Here is a 16,878-nt window from a genome sequence, read left to right as displayed (position 1 = left end):
TCGTTGCCTTTTCGTGATGTGGGGGTCGGTGGGAGGTATGGCGTACCGTCCTGACCAGCAAGATCACAGGGGAAGCGGGTGCACGTGATGGCCAGGGCCAGGAGTGAGGAGAGGCGGGCGGAGATCCTGCGCGCCGCCCTCGAAGTGATCGCCGAGCGCGGCTACCGGGGGGCGTCGCTGGCCTCCGTCGCCGAGCGCGTGGGCCTCACCCAGCAGGGCCTGCTGCACTACTTCCCGACCAAGGAGGCCCTGCTCGTGGCCGTCCTGGAGGAGCGCGACCAGTGGGACACCGGCGGGGCGGGCCTGAGCCCGGCGGCCTGGCGGCTGGACCTGCTGGCGTCGCTGGTGGACTACAACGCGATGCGCCCCGGCGTCGTGCAGACCTTCTCGGCGCTGCTCGGGGAGTCCGTCACGGACGAGCACCCGGCGAAGGACTTCTTCACCCAGCGGTACGCGCTCGTGCGCGAGGGCGTGGCGGGGGCGCTGCGCGCGGAGTACGGGGAGCGGCTGCCCGGCGGACTGACACCGGAGCAGGCGGCTCCGCTCCTGGTGGCGGTGATGGACGGGTTGCAGTACCAATGGTTGCTGGACCCCGGGTCGGTGGACATGCCCGGGGCGTTCCGGGACTTCCTGTCCTTGCTGCGGCCGGAGTGAGGTCGGGTCCCCCGGAGCCGTCACCGCTGTCCGGCGGCCGCCGGGACCGCCACCCCCTCCCGGCGGCCGCCGGGACCGCCGTTCCTCCCCGGAGGCCGCCCGAAAGCACCGCCCCCTCCCGGAAGCCGCCCGGGAGCCGCCCCCTTCCGGAGGTCGTCACCCGCCATGCACCGAGGACCCGCCCGTACCTCCGCCCCCGCCCTGCTGACCGCCTCCGTCCTCGCCCTCTCGGCGTGCGCCGGCTCCTCCGGGACGGCCGCTCCCCCGGTCACGGTGGCGTCCCCCGCCGTCGCCTCCGCGCCCGCGACCGCGCCCGTGCTCACCGCCGACTCCCCGACGGCGGAGGAGCGGCGGCTGGACGGCAAGGTCCCGCAGGAGCTGCTGCGGCGCAGCGGTTTCCATGCCGTCGCGCCGGACTTCGCACGGGAACTGGGCGGGTCCGAGGGGTACGAGTCCGCCGAACGCGCGGTCGTCCGGCACGGCACCGCCCTGTGGCGGCGGGCCGTGGACCGGGCGCAGGGCCGGGGCGCGGCGGGCGGTGACCTGCCGCGCGACGACGACCGTCCGCTGTACTGGGCACGGCTGGCCATGGCCCGCGAACTGCGCGCCTGGAAGCCCGACTTCACGCTGCCGTCCGACGAGCAGGCCCGGCTGCTGGACCGGCTGGAGCGCACCTCGCGCGGCCACGAGGCGCAGCCCGTCATCTCCCCGGGCGTGGACCACGTGGTGCTGACGGGCTTCGACCCCTTCTCGCTGGACCGGGAGATCCGCACCTCCAACCCCTCCGGGGCCGCCGCCCTCGCCCTCGACGGCACCGAGATCACCACTCCCGACGGCCGCAGGGCCCGCGTCGAGGCGGTGCTCTTCCCGGTGCGCTGGGACGACTTCGCCGCCGGCGAGGTCGAACGGGCCCTGCGCACGCGCCTGCCCCGGGCGAGCCTCTTCGCGACGGTGAGCCAGGGCGGGTCGGACCGGTTCGACGTGGAGCGCTTCAACGGGGCCCGGCGGGGCGGCACGCCGGACAACCTCACGGTGGGCCGGCAGGGCCTGGCCCCGGTCGACGACCCGGGCGCGCAGCCCCAGTGGACCGAGACCTCGCTGCCGTACGAGACCCTCGCGGCGGCCAGGACCGGCCGCTTCCCGGTACGGGTCAACACGGCGGTGGTGGAGGCCCCGGCCAAGGACGGCGGGGACCCGGTCCGGCGCACGAACGGTCCGGCGCCGGGCTCCCGGGCGTGGTCGGGCAGCGGCGGGGACTACCTGTCGAACGAGATCGCCTACCGGGCGACGCTGCTGCGCGACCGGCTGGGCCTGTCGATTCCCGGCGGGCACCTGCACACGCCGGTCCTGGAGTTCGGGCCGAGGAACGCGACCGCCGTCACGGACCCGGTGTTCCTGAGGAACCGGGCGGACATCGTGCGGCAGGTGCGGGAACTGCTGCGGACGGCGCTGGGCACGGTCACGGACTGACCCGCCGGACCCACCACCCCCTTCCGTCACGCCGGCCGCGCTCCGATACTGGGGCTTCGCCGGTTTCGAGGCTCCACGGAAGGACGCGGGATGCGACGCAGTACACGGACGGCCGCACTGGCCCTCGCCGCTCTCGCCTGCACGACGGCCCTGCCCGCCGCCGCGCAGGCGGACCCGGCGGCCCCGCCCGGCCCGGCCGGCCGGATCGCGGCCGTCACCGTCGAGGAGGCCCGGCTGGAGCGGGCCGTCCCGCGGGAGATCCTGCGCCGCAGCGGGTTCGACGCGGTGGCGCCCCGCTTCGCCACGGCGCTGGCCGGGGCGACGACGTACCGCAGGGCGCAGGAGACCGTCGAACGGCATGGGACGCGGCTGTGGCGGCGGGCCGTGGACCGGGCGCAGGGGCGCGGCGCGGCGGGCGGCGACCTGAGCCGGGGCGACGACCGCCCCCTGTACTGGGCGCGGCTGGCCATGACCCGTGAACTGCGCTCCTGGGAACCGGGGTTCCGGCTCTCCGACCGGGACAGGGACCGGCTCGTCGAGCAGTTGGAGCGGTCCTCGCGGGGGCAGGACGGCATCGGCTACGCCGGGGCCAAGGGCCTGCGGCGGGTGCTGGTGACGGGCTTCGACCCGTTCACGCTGGACCGTGACATCCGGATCGGCAATCCGTCGGGGGCCACCGCGCTCGCGCTGGACGGCACCGTGATCCGCACCGCCGACGGGCGGCTCGCGCGCGTCGAGACGGCCGTCTTCCCGGTGCGCTGGGACGACTTCGCCGCCGGGGAGGTGGAGCGCGCGCTGCGCCCGCACCTGCGCGGGGTCGACCTGTTCACGACGATCAGCCAGGGGCGGGTGGGCCGCTTCGACGTCGAGCGGTACAACGGGGCGTGGCGGGGCGGCTTCGGCGACAACCTGAACGTGAGCCGGACCGGGACGGTCCCGGTCGCCGACTCCGCCACGCAGCCCCAGTGGACCCGTACGTCACTGCCGTACCAGCGCATCGTGGCGGCGCGCACGGGCCCCTTCCCGGTGTATGACAACACCTCCGTGACGGAGGTCCCGGCCGGGCAGACCGCCGCCGTGGTCCGCCCGGACGGGCCCACGCCGGGTTCGTCGGCGCGGGCCGGGGGCGGCGGGGACTACCTCTCCAACGAGATCGCCTACCGGGCGACGCTGCTGCGCGACCGGCTGGGCCTGACGGTCCCGGGGGGCCATCTGCACACGCCGGTGCTGGAGTTCGACCGGGCGAACACCACGGAGATCACCGACCCGGTGTTCGTGAAGAACCGGTCGGAGATCGTGGCGCAGGTGCGGGAGGTGCTGCGGGTGGCGGCGGCGCGGTAGCGGTTCGGGGGGCGCGCTGAGCGGCGGCCGTGCGGGCGGGGCGTGCGGCGGCCGTGCGGGCGGGGCCTGCGGGGGACCTCAGCGTGCCAGGCCCAGTGTCACCCCGAGTCCCACCAGTACCGAGCCGATGCCCCGGTTGAGGGCCTTCTGGCGGCGGAGCATGGCGGCGCGCAGCCGTCCGTCGGAGAAGAAGAGCGCCACCAGCGCGAACCACCCGAAGTGCGCGGCGGACATGAAGAGCCCGTATCCCGCCTGCTGCCACAGGGCCGTGTCGGGGCCGACGACCTGCGTGAACGTCGACACGACGAAGAGGGTGGTCTTGGGGTTGAGCACATTGGTCAGGAACCCGGCCCGCATCGCCCCCAGCGGCGACAGCTCGCGCTTGTCCGCGAGGTCGACGGCGAGCTCGGCGCGGGCGAAGAAGGTGCGCAGGCCGATGTAGACGAGGTAGGCGGCGCCGAGGAGCTTGATGGCGGTGAAGAGGGCGGTGGAGGAGGCGATGAGCAGGCCGACGCCGAGCATGGTGTACGTGACGTGGACGAGGACGCCGGCCGCGACCCCGGCGGCGCCCAGGAGGCCGGTGGTCCGCCCGTACAGATAGCTGTTGCGCACCACCATGGCGAAGTCGGCCCCCGGGCTGATGACGGCGAGGACGGTGATCAGCGCGACGGCGAGGAGTTCTGTCATGGGGGGATGCTCCCCTCGACACCCTTGCGGATCAAGGGACTTCGGGCTACATAGCAGCGCGTGTGCGTACGGTCACGACGGTGGCAGGGCCGGTGGTACCATCGTTCCATGAGCGGAACCACACGCAAGTACTCGGTCAGCATTCCGGAGGACCTGGCCGAGACGGTGCGGGCGAAGGTCGGGCCCGGGGAGTTTTCGGCGTACATCACGGCAGCACTGCGTCAGCGCCTGGCGATGGAGAGGCTGTCCGAGCTCGTCGACGACCACGAGGCACGGCACGGCGCCTTCTCCGAGACGGAGCTGGCCGCGGCCGACGCGCTCCTCGGCGGTACGGCGGACAGCCCGGCCCGGCACGGCGAGGAGCGATCCGCCGCATGACCGCACCTCTCGTCGGCAACCTGGTCCTCGACTGCCAGGGACTGTCGAAGCTCGTCGGCGACGACCGCGAAGTGACAGCACTGGTGCGGCGGGCACGCGATCACGGAGCCCGGGTCGTCACCAGCGCGATGACCGCGGTCGAAGCCCGCAACCCCACCGTCAAGCAGCCCCGGTTCGACTGGGTGCTGTCCCGCATCGAGATCGAGCCGGTGACGGAGGACACCGCTCGTGAGGCCTCCGCACTGCTGGCCGCCGCCGGTCTCCACGGCCACAAGTACGCCATCGACGCGGTCCTCACCGCCACCGCCCTCCAGCAGCCGGGACCCGTGGTCGTCCTCACCTCCGACCCCGACGACCTCCGCACGTTGAGCGACCGGAGGGTGCGCACCGTCAAGGTGTGACGGGGGCCGACCCCCGTACGCCCGGGAGGGGCCTGGGAGACTGACTGCCCATGCGCACAGCCACCGCCCAGTTCTCCGCCCTGCCGGGCGATGTCGCCGCCAACGTCGCCACGATGTCCTCCTTCGTGCGGGAGGCCGCCGCGTCCGGGGCCCGGCTGACCGTCTTCGCGGAACTCGCCGTCACCGGTTACGAGTTGGGGCTGCTGGCCGCCAGCCCCGGCCTGTGGACGAGCGGCCCGGACGACCCCCGGCTGGACCCCGTGCGCGAGGCGTGCCGGGAGACGGGCACGGCGGCCGTGGTGAACTGCGCCTCCCGGGGGCGGCTGGTCACCTTCGTGTACGGAGCGGACGGCGCGCCCCTGACGACGTACGCCAAACGACACCTCTTCGAGGGCGAGCGGAAGGTCTTCGCGGCGGGTGCCGCGCCCGGCCGCTGCACGTTCGACGGCGTACGGATCGCGCTGGCCACCTGCTTCGACAACCACTTCCCGGAACTGGCGCGGGAGGCGGTCAAGGACGGGTGCGGACTGTGGCTGGCGAGTTCGCTGTACGGGACCGGGGGCGGCGAGGAGGAGAGGGCGACGGTGTACCCCGGCCTGGCGCGGGACTTCGGTCTCCCAGTAGTGCTGGCCAATCACGTGGGCCGGGCGGGCGCGTGGACCGGGTGCGGCCGCAGTGCGGTGTGGGGCGCGGGCGGCGAACTGCTGGCCGAGGCCCCGGCGGACGTGCCGGGGCTCGCGGTGGCGGACGTGCCCGTGCTCAGGCGGTCGTAGCGGAGGCGGCGGAGCCGTCGGCGTCCTCGGCGTCCTCGCCGCCCTCGCCGTCCTCGTCGTCCACGGAGGGCTCGCCGAGGAGGTCGCGGGCCATCAGGGTGGCTCCGGCGACGGCGCCCGGCATCAGGAAGACGGCGACGAACGGCACCAGGTACGCGAGCGTGAGCGGCACACCGAACCCGAGGATCATCGAGCGGCGGCTCCGCAGCAGGCGCAGGCGTTCCTTCAGTTCGATGCCGCGCCGCTGGAGGGCGACGGCGGTCAGCTCCTCGGTGAGGAAGAACCCGGACACGCAGAAGCCGAGCACCGGGACGACGGTCTGCCCGACCACCGGGATGAACCCGCAGGCGAACAGCAGGACGCCGTAGCACAGGACCCTGACCAGCACCCGGACGCTGTCCCGCGCCGAGATCCACAGCTCGCGCACGAGCGGCAGCCCGGACTCGGGCGCGGTGCCGTCCGGCGACCGGGACTTGTCGACGCGCTCGGACAGGGCCTCGTAGAAGGGCTGCCCGACGAGCAGGGTCACGGCGGTGAAGGTGACGACGGCGAGGAAGAGCGCGAGCGCGAACAGCAGTGCCCGCAGCACGCCCCGGAAGAGCGTCAGCCAGGTCTCGCCCCAGCCGTCGGCGAACGGGGTGGCCCAGGCGACGAAGTCGTCCGACCAGGTGAAGAGACCGACGAGCGCGCCGAGGTACAGGACGAGCGTGACGAGACCGGGCAGCAGCCCGAGCCCGTAGCTCCGCCCGTGCCGCGTCATCCACCGCTGGCCCTTGGCCAAGTACTTGAAACCCGCCCCGAAATCTCTCACGCAGACACTGTAGAGGTGGGCTGGTGGGAGGGGGCGCGGCGGGCAATCGGGGTGCGCGCGGCGTGCGGTGCGCAGCACACTGCACGGATGATCCCCTCCAGGTCACCCCAGGACCGGGCCCTGGCCCACGTCGCCGCGCTGTCGTCCGGCGCGCCCCTGGACGCGTCGGTGCGCGTCACGCTCAACTTCCATCCGGACCGGTGGGCACGGGGGGTGCCGATCCTTCGGGCGCTGGCGGCGGCCGGCGTCTACCGCTCGCAGTTCGTCACGGGCACGAGCAACGGGGGCCTGACCGCGCACCCGGGCGGTGACCGGTGGCGCTGGGAGAGCAGGATCTTCGCGGGGGCGTACGACACGGCGCCGGCCGAGGCCCGCCCGGTGTACGGGGCTCCGAACTTCCGCGCCGACGCGTACGGGGCGGCCCCGCGCTTCGGCTCGGCGCACCTCCGCCTGCGGGCCGGGGTCCTTCCCCGGACGACTTTCTGCTACCCGGACAGTTGCCTGGAGCCGACCGACTTCGGGGTCGCCACCCGGATGCGCCTGACCGAACTCGCCCTCGCGGAGGGCCGGGACGCGCTGGACGACTACGTCGAGGCGCAGGTGCACGGGCCGGTCCGGCTCGCCGAGGACGTGGAGGCGCTGGTCCTGGACCCCTGCTTCCGGGGCACGGACGTGGAGGCGGCGGCCCGGCTGCTGGGCTGCCCGGTGGAGTGGCACCCGGGCTTCGCCCTGCCCGTACCGGAGCTGCGGCTGCACCCGGACTACCGGGGCCGGGAGTACGTCGAGCTGGGGGCGCGGATCGCCGTTTCGGGCCGCCTCGACCCGGCGGCCGTGGGGGAAGCGGTACGCACGGGCCGCCACGACCCGCAGGCCCTGAAGCGGGTGTGGCACTGCCTGGCCCGCTTCGGCCGACGGGAACCGGCCCGCGCCGCCCGGAACCCCTGACGGCGCACGGCCCGTGCGAGGCGCCGGACCCGGACCGCGCGCCCGTGGCAGGATGCTCGGATGCCCGAACTGCTCACCGCACGGCTGCGGTTGCGCCCGCTGCGCGACGCCGACCTCGACGCGCTCACCGAACTGAACGCCGACCCCGAGGTCGTGCGGGACGAGTGGGCGGCGCGCGGGCACGGCATCTTCACGGTGGAGGTGCGGGAGAGCGGGGAATTCACGGGTCGGGCTGGAGCGGTTCGTCAGCGTCTGTCATGCCGAGAACGGCGCTTCGGAGGCCGTGGTGCGCAGGCTGGGCATGCGGTGGGAGCGGGAGACGGTGGTGCCGGGGCATGGAGCGCGGGTGCGGGTGTACGAGCTCACGAGTAGGACGTTCGGGGGCTGATGTGTCCTACTCCGGCGCGCAGGGGCCGAGGGCACGGCGGTGCCAGGGCGCGTGCGCGCCGGAGACGGGGCCGGCGGGGCCGCGCGGTGGGGCGTCGCTCCGTTGGCCGTCGGCGTCGGCAAGGAGGTCGGAGCGCACTGGGCCGCCCGCCCGCCCGTTGCGGGTCAATCCCACCAGAAGGACCACGACGTCCGGCCCACCAGCTCCGCCGCGTACTGCGAGAAGGGCATGGGCGGATCGTCGACGACGCTGGACGCGGTCGACAGGACGTGTTCCAGGGCCAGCAGCTCAGCGCACCTTCCGTCCCTCGGGGGCCTTTCCACCGCCATGTGCACCTCGCTGCCCAGGACCGCCACCAGGCGGGCCCCGAAGCGGTCCTCCCAGCTCCGCAGGAGCGCGCACAGGAGGGAAAGGGGCACGTCAGCGGCCCAGCCGAGCCGGGCCAGGGCCTCGCTGCCCCGGTGGGCGGGCACCAGGAGCAGGCGGGCTTCGTCCAGTGGCGGCCCGTGCTCGTGCAGGAGCGTGGCGAGCAGGGGCGCGGCGGCGTCGTACCGCGCCGGGCCGTCCGGCGGTGTGCCCGGGGCCAGGCCCGGCCAGGTGGTGAAGGGCGGGCCCGGGTCGTGCGACCGGGGGGCGGTGCCGTCCGGGGCGGGGCGGGGGCCGGGGGCCGTCCACCAGGGGAGGCGTCTGCGGCGGTACTCCGTGAAGGCCTCGGCCAGCGTCTGCTCAAGCGGCAGGTGGGCGAACTCCACCGGGCCGCCCAGTGCGTAGGGGTGACAGAGGAGCGGCACCAGGCCCGGGAGGGAACGGAGAGCTTCGGGGTTCTCGGGGAGGGTGGACGAGATCCAGACGGGGGTGGCCGCGTGGCGTACGAAGCGGCCCGGGGGCAGGCCTTCGGGCAATGGGAACATGGGGGCGGACTGTAGCCCGCCGCACCGACAAGCGTGCCGGGCGGGCGAGGACACGGATGGGGGGCTGTGTGATTATTCCGTGGGCCGCCCTGGGGGGAACCGGAGCGGGAGTGCGTGGCAGCGGGGAGCAGCAGCGGTGGGTACGGGCGCGGGTACGGACGGCGGGTCTTCGGTGCCGGACGAGGAGTGGGAGAGGTTCCTCCGGGACTCCGTGAACGGGGTGCCGGGTGCGCCCAAGGAGCCCTCCGCGCGGGCCCGGATGGTGACGCGGCGGTTGCAGGAGCAGCCGCAGCAGGCCGTGCCGTGGCGGGCGCACACGCCTGGCAGGGCGCGCCGCCGGTTCAGGGCGTGGCATGCGCTGGTGCTGGTGGGGGCGTTGGCACTGCTGGGGGTGGCGCTCGTGCCCGGGAGTGTGGGCGGGTGGTTCGGCGGGGACGCCGCACAGGCCGTCGCCGGGGAAGGGAGCGGGGGTGGGGGTGGGTCCAGTGCCGGGCCCCGGCCCCGGCGCGGGACCGTCGAGGAGCCGTTCCGGGGATCGCCCGCCGAGCGGTGGGAGGACGGGGTGCGCGGGATCTCCGTGCCTCGGGCGAAGGCCACCGGGTGGATGACTGCCGCGCAGGTGGAGCAGGCGCTCGCGAAGACGCGGGATTTCCTGGTGGCGACCAATCTCGACGCCGACACCCTGCGCGGGAAGCGGCCCGACAAGGCCGTCGCGCTCGTGAATCCGCAGCAGGCGGACATGGCGCGTTATCTGCGGCAGGCGTTCCGGAAGCCGGACGCGGAGAACGATCCGTTGCTGCTGTTCAGCCGGTTCGACGCGGACACGGTGCGGCTGGTCGGCGACGTCGTCAAGGTGCGGGGGGAGCTGACCCTCCGGGAGGGCCCGCGCGGGGCGGTCGAGGTGGCGAGCGACGTCACGTACGTCTATCCCGTGACCCGAACGACCGCCGACAGCCGGGAGGTCGTGCGGGTCGTCGTCCGCCGTGAGGTGGTGGCCAGTTGGGACGATCCGGCGAAGGTGCGGACCGAGCCGGGAACCTTCTCGGTGCTGTCCTACCGGGTGAACATGACCAACGGCGGCTGCGGGCGCCGTCCCACCGGCTACTTCGCGCCCGAGTTCGGCCCGCACGCCGGCGGCGAGGGGCCGGGCACGGACCCGTACGACCGGAACGGGCCCGTCGTCGGGAGGGGCGCGGACGGCTCCTGCGGGAACGCCGTCCGTTCCTAGAGGCCGGGGGGAGCCCCCAAGACCCTCTTGTGTCACCTGAGTTCAGCCGGTAGACCCCTGCGTACCGATCACCCGCCCTTCCCGGAGGTACGCACATCCATGGCCGTACGCATACCGAGACCCGTGCTCGTCGCCACCGCCGCCCTCGCGGGCGCCGCCCTGATCGTCCCCGCCTCCGGCGCCCAGGCCGTGCCCGGACCGAAGGACGACGGGCCGAAGCACGAACGCACCGACCGGGAGCGGGAGTTGCGGGGGCCCGCGGCCAGGACCGGGGCGGGCGCCGCCGAGCGGGCGCTCGGGGACACCGGGGTCCGGCACGGCGGGCGGACCGACGGGTTCCCCCGGCGGACCCGGCTGAAGGAGCCCGCCGCCGATCCGGCGGACAAGTCGATCAAGCTGGGGCTCACGCCGTACCACGCGATCGCCCCGAAGCTGAACCGGCTCCAGCAGCAGAGCGACCGGGTGAGCGTCGAGCTGGCCGGGAAGTCGGCCGGCGGGCACGACCTGTACCTGGTGACCGTCACCGCCCCGGAGAGCCGGCGGGAGGCCGGGCGGCAGGAGCGGATGCGGGAACTCATCGAGAACTCCCCGGCGAAGGCGGCCAAGGACCGGGAGATCAAGGCGGAATACAAGACGCCGTTGTTCGTCAACAACAACATCCACGGGAACGAGTGGGAGGGGACGGACGCGTCCCTGAAGCTCATCTCCGAGCTCGCTTCCGCGAAGGACGCGAAAACGCGGAAGCTGCTGGACGAGAACCGGCTGTACTTCAACGTCACGGCCAATCCGGACGGCCGCATAGCCGGGACACGGGCGAACTCCAACGGGTTCGACATCAACCGCGACTTCATCACCGCCACCCAGCCCGAGGCCCGTGCCATCCGGCAGATCGCCATCGACAAGCAGCCCGCCGTCATGCTGGACCTGCACGGGTACGTGAACGGGACCCTGATCGAGCCCACCACTCCCCCGCACGGCGAGAACTACGAGTACGACCTCTTCCTGAAGAACTCGTACGCGAACGCGCTGGGAATGGAAGCCGCCGTCAACGCGCTCGGATACACGCCCGCGAAGGACGGCGTCGATCCGGCCGTCATTCCCTTCCGGGACCAGAAGGAGGGATGGGACGACTGGCCGCCCATCTTCACCCCGCAGTACCTCCCCTTCCAGGGTGCGGTCGCCACGCACACCATTGAGATTCCGCTCCAGGTCAACAACGAGGAGTACGACAGCCGGCCCGTCGCCGAGCTGCGGCGGCGCTCGGCGATCAACACCGACATCGCCGGTGCGGCCATCAAGGCGGCCGTCAACTACACGGCCACGCACCGGAGTTCTCTCATCGCCGACCAGATCGAGACCTTCCGGCGGGGTGCGGCGGGCGCCGCACAGGTGCCCGTGTCGGAGGAGACCGTGCCGGGCGTGCCGGGGATCGGCCCGGAGGACGTGTACACGACCGAGTTCCCGAGCGCGTACGTCATTCCGGCGGGCGGCGAGGGGCAGCGGTCCGGTGTCGCGGCGGCGCGGCTCGTCGACCACCTCGTGGCCAACGACGTCAGGGTCGAGCGGGCACTGCGCGCCTTCCGGGCCGGTGGGAAGAGCTACCCGGCCGGGTCGTACGTCGTGGACATGAAGCAGCCGAAGCGGGGGATGGCGAACGTAATCCTCGCCGACGGGCGTGACATCAGCGCCGACGTCTCCGCGATGTACGACATCTCCGGGTGGAGCCTGGGACTGCTGTGGGGTGCCAGCGTGGACCGGGTCGCGAAGGGGGGCACGGTCGACGTTCCGCGTCGTACCGTGCACGCCGCCTCCGGGACCGGATACGTCGCCCCGGCGGGGGACCTGCGGCTGCGGCTGGACGACCCCAAGGAGATCAGCGCCCTCAACGCGCTGCTGGCCGACGGCGTGCGGGTGCGGCGCGCCGCCGACGGGACGGCGGTCGTGCCGGGCTCGGCACGCCGGCAGGCCGTGCGGCTCGCGGACCGGTTCGGGGTCGCGTTCCACACGACGCGGGCCCAGGGGGTCGCGCCGGTCGAGCGGACCCGGGTGGCGGCGGCGGTGTCGTCCGGTGAGCTGTTCGCGCTGCGCGAGATGGGCTTCGACGTGACGCCGGTGTCGACGGGCGTGCTCAACGCCGGGTTCGACTGGAAGGGCGTCGACGCGCTGTACGTATCGGCGGACCTGGCGTACGGGAAGCTGAACGCGGCGGCGCGGGCCGGGCTCGACGCGTTCCTGAAGGAGCACGGGGTCGTCGGACTCGGCGGCGCCGGAGCGAAGTTCAACGCCGACGCGAAGCTGCTCGCGGCGACCGCCGTAGCGGGGAACGGCGACGCCAACGGTGTCGTACGGGTCGACAACGCGGCCGGCAGCGCGGTGACCGGCGGGGCGCCGGCGCACACCTTCGTCTTCTCGCCGCTGTGGTTCAGCGGGCTGGGGACGGGTGTGCGGGTGGACCAGTCGTACGGGAAGGCGGGCGGGAACCCGCTCGTGTCCGGGCACTGGCGCGCGAACGAGAACGGCACGGGCGGCCCGAAGGACGCGGCGGGGCAGCCGGCGGTCGTCTCCGGGAGGTCGGCACAGGGCGGCCGGGTGGTGCTGTTCGGTACGCAGCCGTTGTTCCGGGCGCACCCGAAGGGAGAGTTCGCGCAGGTCGCGCGGGCTCTGTATGTGACGTCCGGGGCGTAACGGGCGTATCGCGCGGGCGGCATGAGCAATGTCGTCACCAGCGGAATAGCCCGTGGCGGCGGGTGCTTGATCTCTCTGCAAGCAAGTAAGCGAAGAAGCAGGCAGAGAACGCTGACATCGGGGGGTTGATCCGCATGAGCGGGATCGAGGTCGAGGTCGAGGGGACCGTCGCCGCAGGTTACGAGGGCGTCCGCGAGGAGTTCGCGGCCGCCCTCGCCGACCCCGACGAGGGGCCGGACCACTCCGCCCAGCTCGCCGTGTACGTGCGCGGCGAGCTGGTCGTGGACCTGTGGGGCGGCCCGGGAATCGGGGCGGACTCGCTGACTCCGGTGTACTCCGTCACCAAGGGCGCCGTGTATCTGGTGGTGGCGCTGCTGGTGCAGGACGGGGTGCTGGAGCTGGACCGCGAGGTCGCCTCCTACTGGCCGGAGTTCGGGGCGCACGGGAAGGACCGGCTGACGCTGCGGGAACTGCTCGCGCACCGGGCGGGGGTGGTGGGCGCGGACACCGGGTTCACCGCGGAGGAACTCGCCGACGACCGGGCGATCGCGGCGCGGCTCGCCGGGCAGCGGCCGTACTGGCGGCCCGGCACGGCCGTCGGGTACCACGCCTTCGTCGTCGGGGCGCTCGCCGACGAGGTCGTGCGGCGGGTCACCGGGCGGTCGGTGCGGGAGATCTACGAGGAGCGGGTGCGGGCGCCGTACGGGCTCGACTTCTTCGTCGGGCTGCCGGACGCGGAGGCGCACCGGGTGCTGGACACGCTGCCGATGACGCCGACGCCCGCGCAGCAGGCGGAGATCGACGCCGACCCGGTCGGTGCGCACTCGCTCGGCGGGATCGCCTTCAACCTGAACGCCGAGAAGCCGACGGACCTGGTGGAGGCGGGCAACTCCTACGCCCTGCGGGCGAACGGGCAGCTGTCGGCGGGCGGGGTCGGCTCGGCGCGCGGCATCGCGGGGATGTACCGGGCGGTCCTCGGGGACGGGGTGGAGCGGGGGGCGCTGCTGTCGGCGCGGACGCTGGCCGAGTTCGGGCAGATCCAGTCCGACGGGGTCGACCTGGTCGGGGGGCCCGCGAGCCGGTCGGTGTTCGCGGTGGGGTTCCAGGCGATGTCCGAGGACAAGTACCCGGTGCTGGGGCAGGGGTCGATCGGGCACAGCGGGGCGGCGGGGGCGGTGGCGTTCGCCGATCCCCGGCAGCGGATCGCGTACGGGTACAACCGGAGGCGGGTGGCGTATCCGGGCGGGGCGGGGGCGGAGAACGTGCGGTTGGTGAGGGCGGTGGTGAGGGCGGCTTCCGCGTAGGCGGGGGCCGGGAGGCTTCTCTCCGGGGGCCCGGGGGCTTCTCTCCGAGGCCCGGGGGCTTCTCTCCGAGGCCCGGGGGCCTTTCTCCGGGGCCGGGGGCCCTGCGGGGAAGGCTCTGTGCCGGGTCACGGGGTCGTTCGGTGGGGGCTTGCCGGGGGCCCCGGGGGCTTGAGGTCTACCCGGTGGGTGCGGCGGGGATGCGCTTGCGCGAGGTGTCCCCGGCCCCGCCCCTTCACCTGGACCCGCGGGGGCATGCACGGTTCCCGTGCGGATGCGTCATGGCTGGTCGCGCAGTTCCCCGCGCCCCTGATGCGGGGAACGGACCGGTCGCGCCCGCGCGGCGGAGCCGCAAATGTGCACAGCCCCGCGCCCTGACGGGGAACGGACCGGTCACGCCCGTGCCGCGGAGCCGCAAATGTGCACAGCCCCGCGCCCTGACGGGGAACGGACCGGTCACGCCCGTGCCGCGGAGCCGCAGATCAAGCACAGCCCCCCGTCCCGACGGGGAACGGACCGGTCGCGCCCGGCAAGGGCACGGAAGAGGGGCCGCACTCCACGGAGTGCGGCCCCTCTTCGCGTACGGCTAGCGCATCAGGCGACGGACAGCTCGACCTTGATGTTGCCGCGGGTGGCGCTGGAGTACGGGCAGACCTCGTGGGCCTTCTCGACCAGGGACTTCGCGGTGGCCTCGTCCACGTTCGGGATGGAGGCCGAGATCGCGACCTCCAGGCCGAAGCCGCCCGCCTCGGTCGAGCCGATGCCGACCTTCGCGGTGACGGTCGAGCCGGTGATGTCGACCTTCTCCTTGCGGGCCACCACGCCGAGCGCGCCCTGGAAGCAGGCGCTGTAGCCGGCGGCGAAGAGCTGCTCCGGGTTGGTGCCCGCGCCGCTGCCGCCCATCTCCTTCGGCGGGTTGACCACTACGTCCAGCTTGCCGTCGTCCGTGGCGACCCGGCCGTCGCGGCCGTTCTCCGCGGTGGCGACAGCGGTGTACTTGACGTCGATCTTCTGGATGGACATACGGGTTGATCCTCCTGCTTGGTTCGCCAGCGGCTCGCGCCCACGCGCCGTGACGGTGTACGCGGACTCTATCGGTTCGTGTGTCCGGACCTCAGACCAGGGAAACGATCATCTTTCCGGTGTTCTCGCCGCGCAGCATGCCGAGGAACGCGTCGACGTTGTGGTCGATGCCCTCGACGGTGGTCTCGTGGTACTTCAGCTCGCCCGAGCGGATCCACGCGGAGACCTCCTCGACGAACTTCGGCTGGAGGTCGGCGTGGTCGGCGACCAGGATGCCCTGGAGCCGCAGGCGCTTGCCGATGATCGCCATCATGTTGCGCGGGCCCGGGACCGGCTCCGTCTCGTTGTAGCCGGAGATCGCACCGCACAGGGTGGCCCGGCCGTGCACGGTGAGGGAGGAGATGGCCGCCTCCAGGTGCTCGCCGCCGACGTTGTCGAAGTAGACGTCGATGCCCTCGGGGGCGGTCTCGCGGAGCTGCTCGACGACGGGGGCGTCGTCCTTGTAGTTGAAGGCGGCGTCGAAGCCGTACTCCTCGGTGAGGAGCTTGATCTTGTCGGCGGAGCCCGCGGAGCCGACCACGCGCTTGGCGCCGCGCAGCTTGGCCATCTGGCCCACCTGGCTGCCGACCGCGCCCGCCGCGCCGGAGACGAAGACGGTGTCGCCCTCCTTGAAGGAGGCCACCTCGAAGAGTCCCGCGTAGGCGGTCAGGCCCGGCATGCCGAGGACGCCGAGGTAGGTGGAGAGGGGGGCGAGCTCGGCGGAGACCTTGGTGGCGTAGTCCGCCTTCAGGTCCGCGTACTCGCGCCAGCCCAGGTCGTGCAGGACGTGGTCGCCGACGGCGAAGCGCTCGTCCGCCGAGGCGATGACCTCGCCGACCGCGCCGCCGGTCATCGGCTCGTCGAGCTGGAAGGGCGGGACGTAGGACTTCACGTCGTTCATGCGGCCGCGCATGTACGGGTCGACGGAGAGGTAGAGGTTCCGGACGAGGACCCGGCCGGGGGCGGGCTCGGTGACCGGGGTCTCGACGAGCGCGAAGTCCTCCGGGACCGGCCAGCCGTTCGGGCGGCGTACGAGGTGCCAGGCGCGGCCGGTGGTGGGGAGAGTGGTCATGACGGGTGCGGCCTCCGGATCGACGCGGGGAAACTTTAGTATCTGGAAGAACCTTGCTCCTCAATGATTGAGATTGTCAAGTAAGTGAGGTGGGTCATGGTGGGTGTCGCGGCCGGCGGGGCGGGCGGAGCGCTGGGGCCCCGGGAGTTCCAGCTCGTTTTGTTGCGGCGGATGGCCGACCACCAGCCGGGGCTGGCGGAGGACGCCCGGATCGCGATGGGAGTGAGCCTCACCGCGATGCGGGAGGTCAATCGCCGCTGGCAGGCGATGGTCCGCTCGCCCCGGGCACGCGGGGCGGTGAACCGCTACCGGTCGGTGCTGGGACCGCCGGCGGCGGTGGTGCGGCGCACGGTGGGGGACCTGGAGTGCGAGGCGCACCAGTGGCGGGTGCCGCTCTGGCCCGACCTGCGGCTGGAGGTGGTCACGGGGCCGGACGGGACGGCGTGGAACGAGTGGCTGGTGCGGGCGCCGGACGCGCCGGGGCCCTCGCTGGGCTCGGCCGACGACCTGGCGCCCTGGTCGGCGACGGTGGACGAGGTGGCCCGGGCCTTCGCGGCCTTCGGTCCGGTACGGATGCTCGACGGCGGCGCCCCCCACCGGGCCCGCCTGTCGCTCACCCTGCCGGACGGCACGGCCCGGGTGGCGGAGTTCTGCTGGGGCCTCTTCCAGGGGCTGCGGGAGACGCCGTAGACCCCGGGAGCCCGCGGTCGGCGGGGTGAGGGGCCGGGTTCCTGACGTACCGGAAGATTCTGGCGCGGCGTCAGTTCCCGT

The 16,878-nt window shown here is 73.4% G+C and carries 17 protein-coding genes; 12 read left to right on the top strand and 5 right to left on the bottom strand.

Translation table 11 applies throughout. The annotated features are described in order from the left end of the window. Nucleotides 1–87: 87 nt before the first annotated feature. The 3 genes from ACIP93_RS09795 to ACIP93_RS09785 all read left to right on the top strand — a co-directional run bounded on the left by ACIP93_RS09795 (nt 88) and on the right by ACIP93_RS09785 (nt 3,465). Nucleotides 88–654 (top strand): TetR/AcrR family transcriptional regulator, encoded by a 567-nt coding sequence (locus ACIP93_RS09795; protein WP_345223198.1) that lies wholly within the window; start codon nt 88–90, stop codon nt 652–654. Nucleotides 655–819: 165 nt separating this feature from the next. Further along, nucleotides 820–2,124: a pyroglutamyl peptidase gene (locus tag ACIP93_RS09790; protein ID WP_401757200.1), complete on the top strand. Its 1,305-nt coding sequence runs from the start codon at nt 820–822 to the stop codon at nt 2,122–2,124. Nucleotides 2,125–2,214: 90 nt separating this feature from the next. Continuing rightward, nucleotides 2,215–3,465, top strand: coding sequence for a pyroglutamyl peptidase (locus ACIP93_RS09785; RefSeq protein ID WP_401757198.1), 1,251 nt, complete (start codon nt 2,215–2,217; stop codon nt 3,463–3,465). A gap of 78 nt (nt 3,466–3,543) precedes the next feature. Here the strand turns inward: ACIP93_RS09785 and ACIP93_RS09780 are convergent, their stop codons facing one another. Further along, nucleotides 3,544–4,152, bottom strand: a complete 609-nt coding sequence (locus tag ACIP93_RS09780; RefSeq protein ID WP_345223195.1) for a LysE family transporter — start codon at nt 4,150–4,152, stop codon at nt 3,544–3,546. Between the two features lie 108 nt (nt 4,153–4,260). Here ACIP93_RS09780 and ACIP93_RS09775 point away from each other — a divergent pair, with 108 nt between their 5' ends. From ACIP93_RS09775 to ACIP93_RS09765, 3 genes are read left to right on the top strand one after another with little or no spacing between them, the layout of a single operon-like run. Then, nucleotides 4,261–4,530, top strand: a complete 270-nt coding sequence (locus ACIP93_RS09775; RefSeq protein ID WP_345223194.1) for a hypothetical protein — start codon at nt 4,261–4,263, stop codon at nt 4,528–4,530. Then, nucleotides 4,527–4,931, top strand: a complete 405-nt coding sequence (locus ACIP93_RS09770) for a PIN domain-containing protein (protein WP_401757196.1) — start codon at nt 4,527–4,529, stop codon at nt 4,929–4,931. Before ACIP93_RS09775 ends, ACIP93_RS09770 begins: the two co-directional genes overlap by 4 nt. A 50-nt stretch (nt 4,932–4,981) precedes the next feature. Continuing rightward, nucleotides 4,982–5,704, top strand: a complete 723-nt coding sequence (locus ACIP93_RS09765; protein ID WP_401757194.1) for a carbon-nitrogen hydrolase family protein — start codon at nt 4,982–4,984, stop codon at nt 5,702–5,704. Here ACIP93_RS09765 and ACIP93_RS09760 read toward each other — a convergent pair. Beyond that, nucleotides 5,691–6,515 (bottom strand): EI24 domain-containing protein, encoded by an 825-nt coding sequence (locus ACIP93_RS09760; RefSeq protein ID WP_401757192.1) that lies wholly within the window; start codon nt 6,513–6,515, stop codon nt 5,691–5,693. The two genes, ACIP93_RS09765 and ACIP93_RS09760, sit on opposite strands and share 14 nt — an antisense overlap. 87 nt (nt 6,516–6,602) lie before the next feature. Between ACIP93_RS09760 and ACIP93_RS09755 the strand changes: the two genes are divergently transcribed. Beyond that, the gene (locus ACIP93_RS09755) at nt 6,603–7,460 is read left to right on the top strand and encodes a DUF3626 domain-containing protein (protein ID WP_401757190.1); all 858 of its coding nucleotides are present in this window, start codon (nt 6,603–6,605) and stop codon (nt 7,458–7,460) included. Nucleotides 7,461–7,520: 60 nt separating this feature from the next. Continuing rightward, nucleotides 7,521–7,832, top strand: coding sequence for a GNAT family N-acetyltransferase (locus ACIP93_RS09750; protein ID WP_401757188.1), 312 nt, complete (start codon nt 7,521–7,523; stop codon nt 7,830–7,832). A gap of 180 nt (nt 7,833–8,012) precedes the next feature. Here ACIP93_RS09750 and ACIP93_RS09745 read toward each other — a convergent pair whose 3' ends face one another. Beyond that, a complete protein-coding gene (locus tag ACIP93_RS09745) occupies nt 8,013–8,759 on the bottom strand; it encodes a DUF4253 domain-containing protein (RefSeq protein WP_401757186.1) in 747 nt (248 codons plus the stop codon). A 136-nt stretch (nt 8,760–8,895) separates the two neighbouring features. Between ACIP93_RS09745 and ACIP93_RS09740 the strand changes: the two genes are divergently transcribed. The 3 genes from ACIP93_RS09740 (at nt 8,896) to ACIP93_RS09730 (ending at nt 13,976) form a co-directional block, all read left to right on the top strand. Further along, nucleotides 8,896–9,987 (top strand): hypothetical protein, encoded by a 1,092-nt coding sequence (locus tag ACIP93_RS09740; protein WP_401757184.1) that lies wholly within the window; start codon nt 8,896–8,898, stop codon nt 9,985–9,987. Nucleotides 9,988–10,086: 99 nt separating this feature from the next. Then, a complete protein-coding gene (locus ACIP93_RS09735; protein WP_401757182.1) occupies nt 10,087–12,672 on the top strand; it encodes a M14 family zinc carboxypeptidase in 2,586 nt (861 codons plus the stop codon). Nucleotides 12,673–12,815: 143 nt separating this feature from the next. Next, complete coding sequence (locus tag ACIP93_RS09730; protein ID WP_401757921.1) at nt 12,816–13,976, top strand: serine hydrolase domain-containing protein; 1,161 nt, start codon at nt 12,816–12,818, stop codon at nt 13,974–13,976. 591 nt (nt 13,977–14,567) lie between these two features. On the opposite strand, the gene ACIP93_RS09725 is transcribed toward ACIP93_RS09730, so the two are convergent. Both ACIP93_RS09725 and ACIP93_RS09720 read right to left on the bottom strand, forming a co-directional pair. Next, complete coding sequence (locus ACIP93_RS09725; RefSeq protein ID WP_345223185.1) at nt 14,568–14,996, bottom strand: organic hydroperoxide resistance protein; 429 nt, start codon at nt 14,994–14,996, stop codon at nt 14,568–14,570. Nucleotides 14,997–15,087: 91 nt separating this feature from the next. Further along, nucleotides 15,088–16,107, bottom strand: a complete 1,020-nt coding sequence (locus ACIP93_RS09720) for an NADP-dependent oxidoreductase (protein WP_345223184.1) — start codon at nt 16,105–16,107, stop codon at nt 15,088–15,090. A 96-nt stretch (nt 16,108–16,203) separates the two neighbouring features. On the opposite strand from ACIP93_RS09720, the gene ACIP93_RS09715 reads away from it, so the two are divergent. Continuing rightward, a complete protein-coding gene (locus ACIP93_RS09715; protein ID WP_401757179.1) occupies nt 16,204–16,797 on the top strand; it encodes a hypothetical protein in 594 nt (197 codons plus the stop codon). Nucleotides 16,798–16,878 lie beyond the last annotated feature (81 nt).

Source organism: Streptomyces sp. NPDC088745 (assembly GCF_044751045.1).
In the GTDB taxonomy this organism is placed as follows: Bacteria; Actinomycetota; Actinomycetes; order Streptomycetales; family Streptomycetaceae; genus Streptomyces; species Streptomyces cremeus.
Note: the sequence above shows the minus strand (reverse complement) of the source record. Positions and strands in the feature narration are given on the sequence as shown.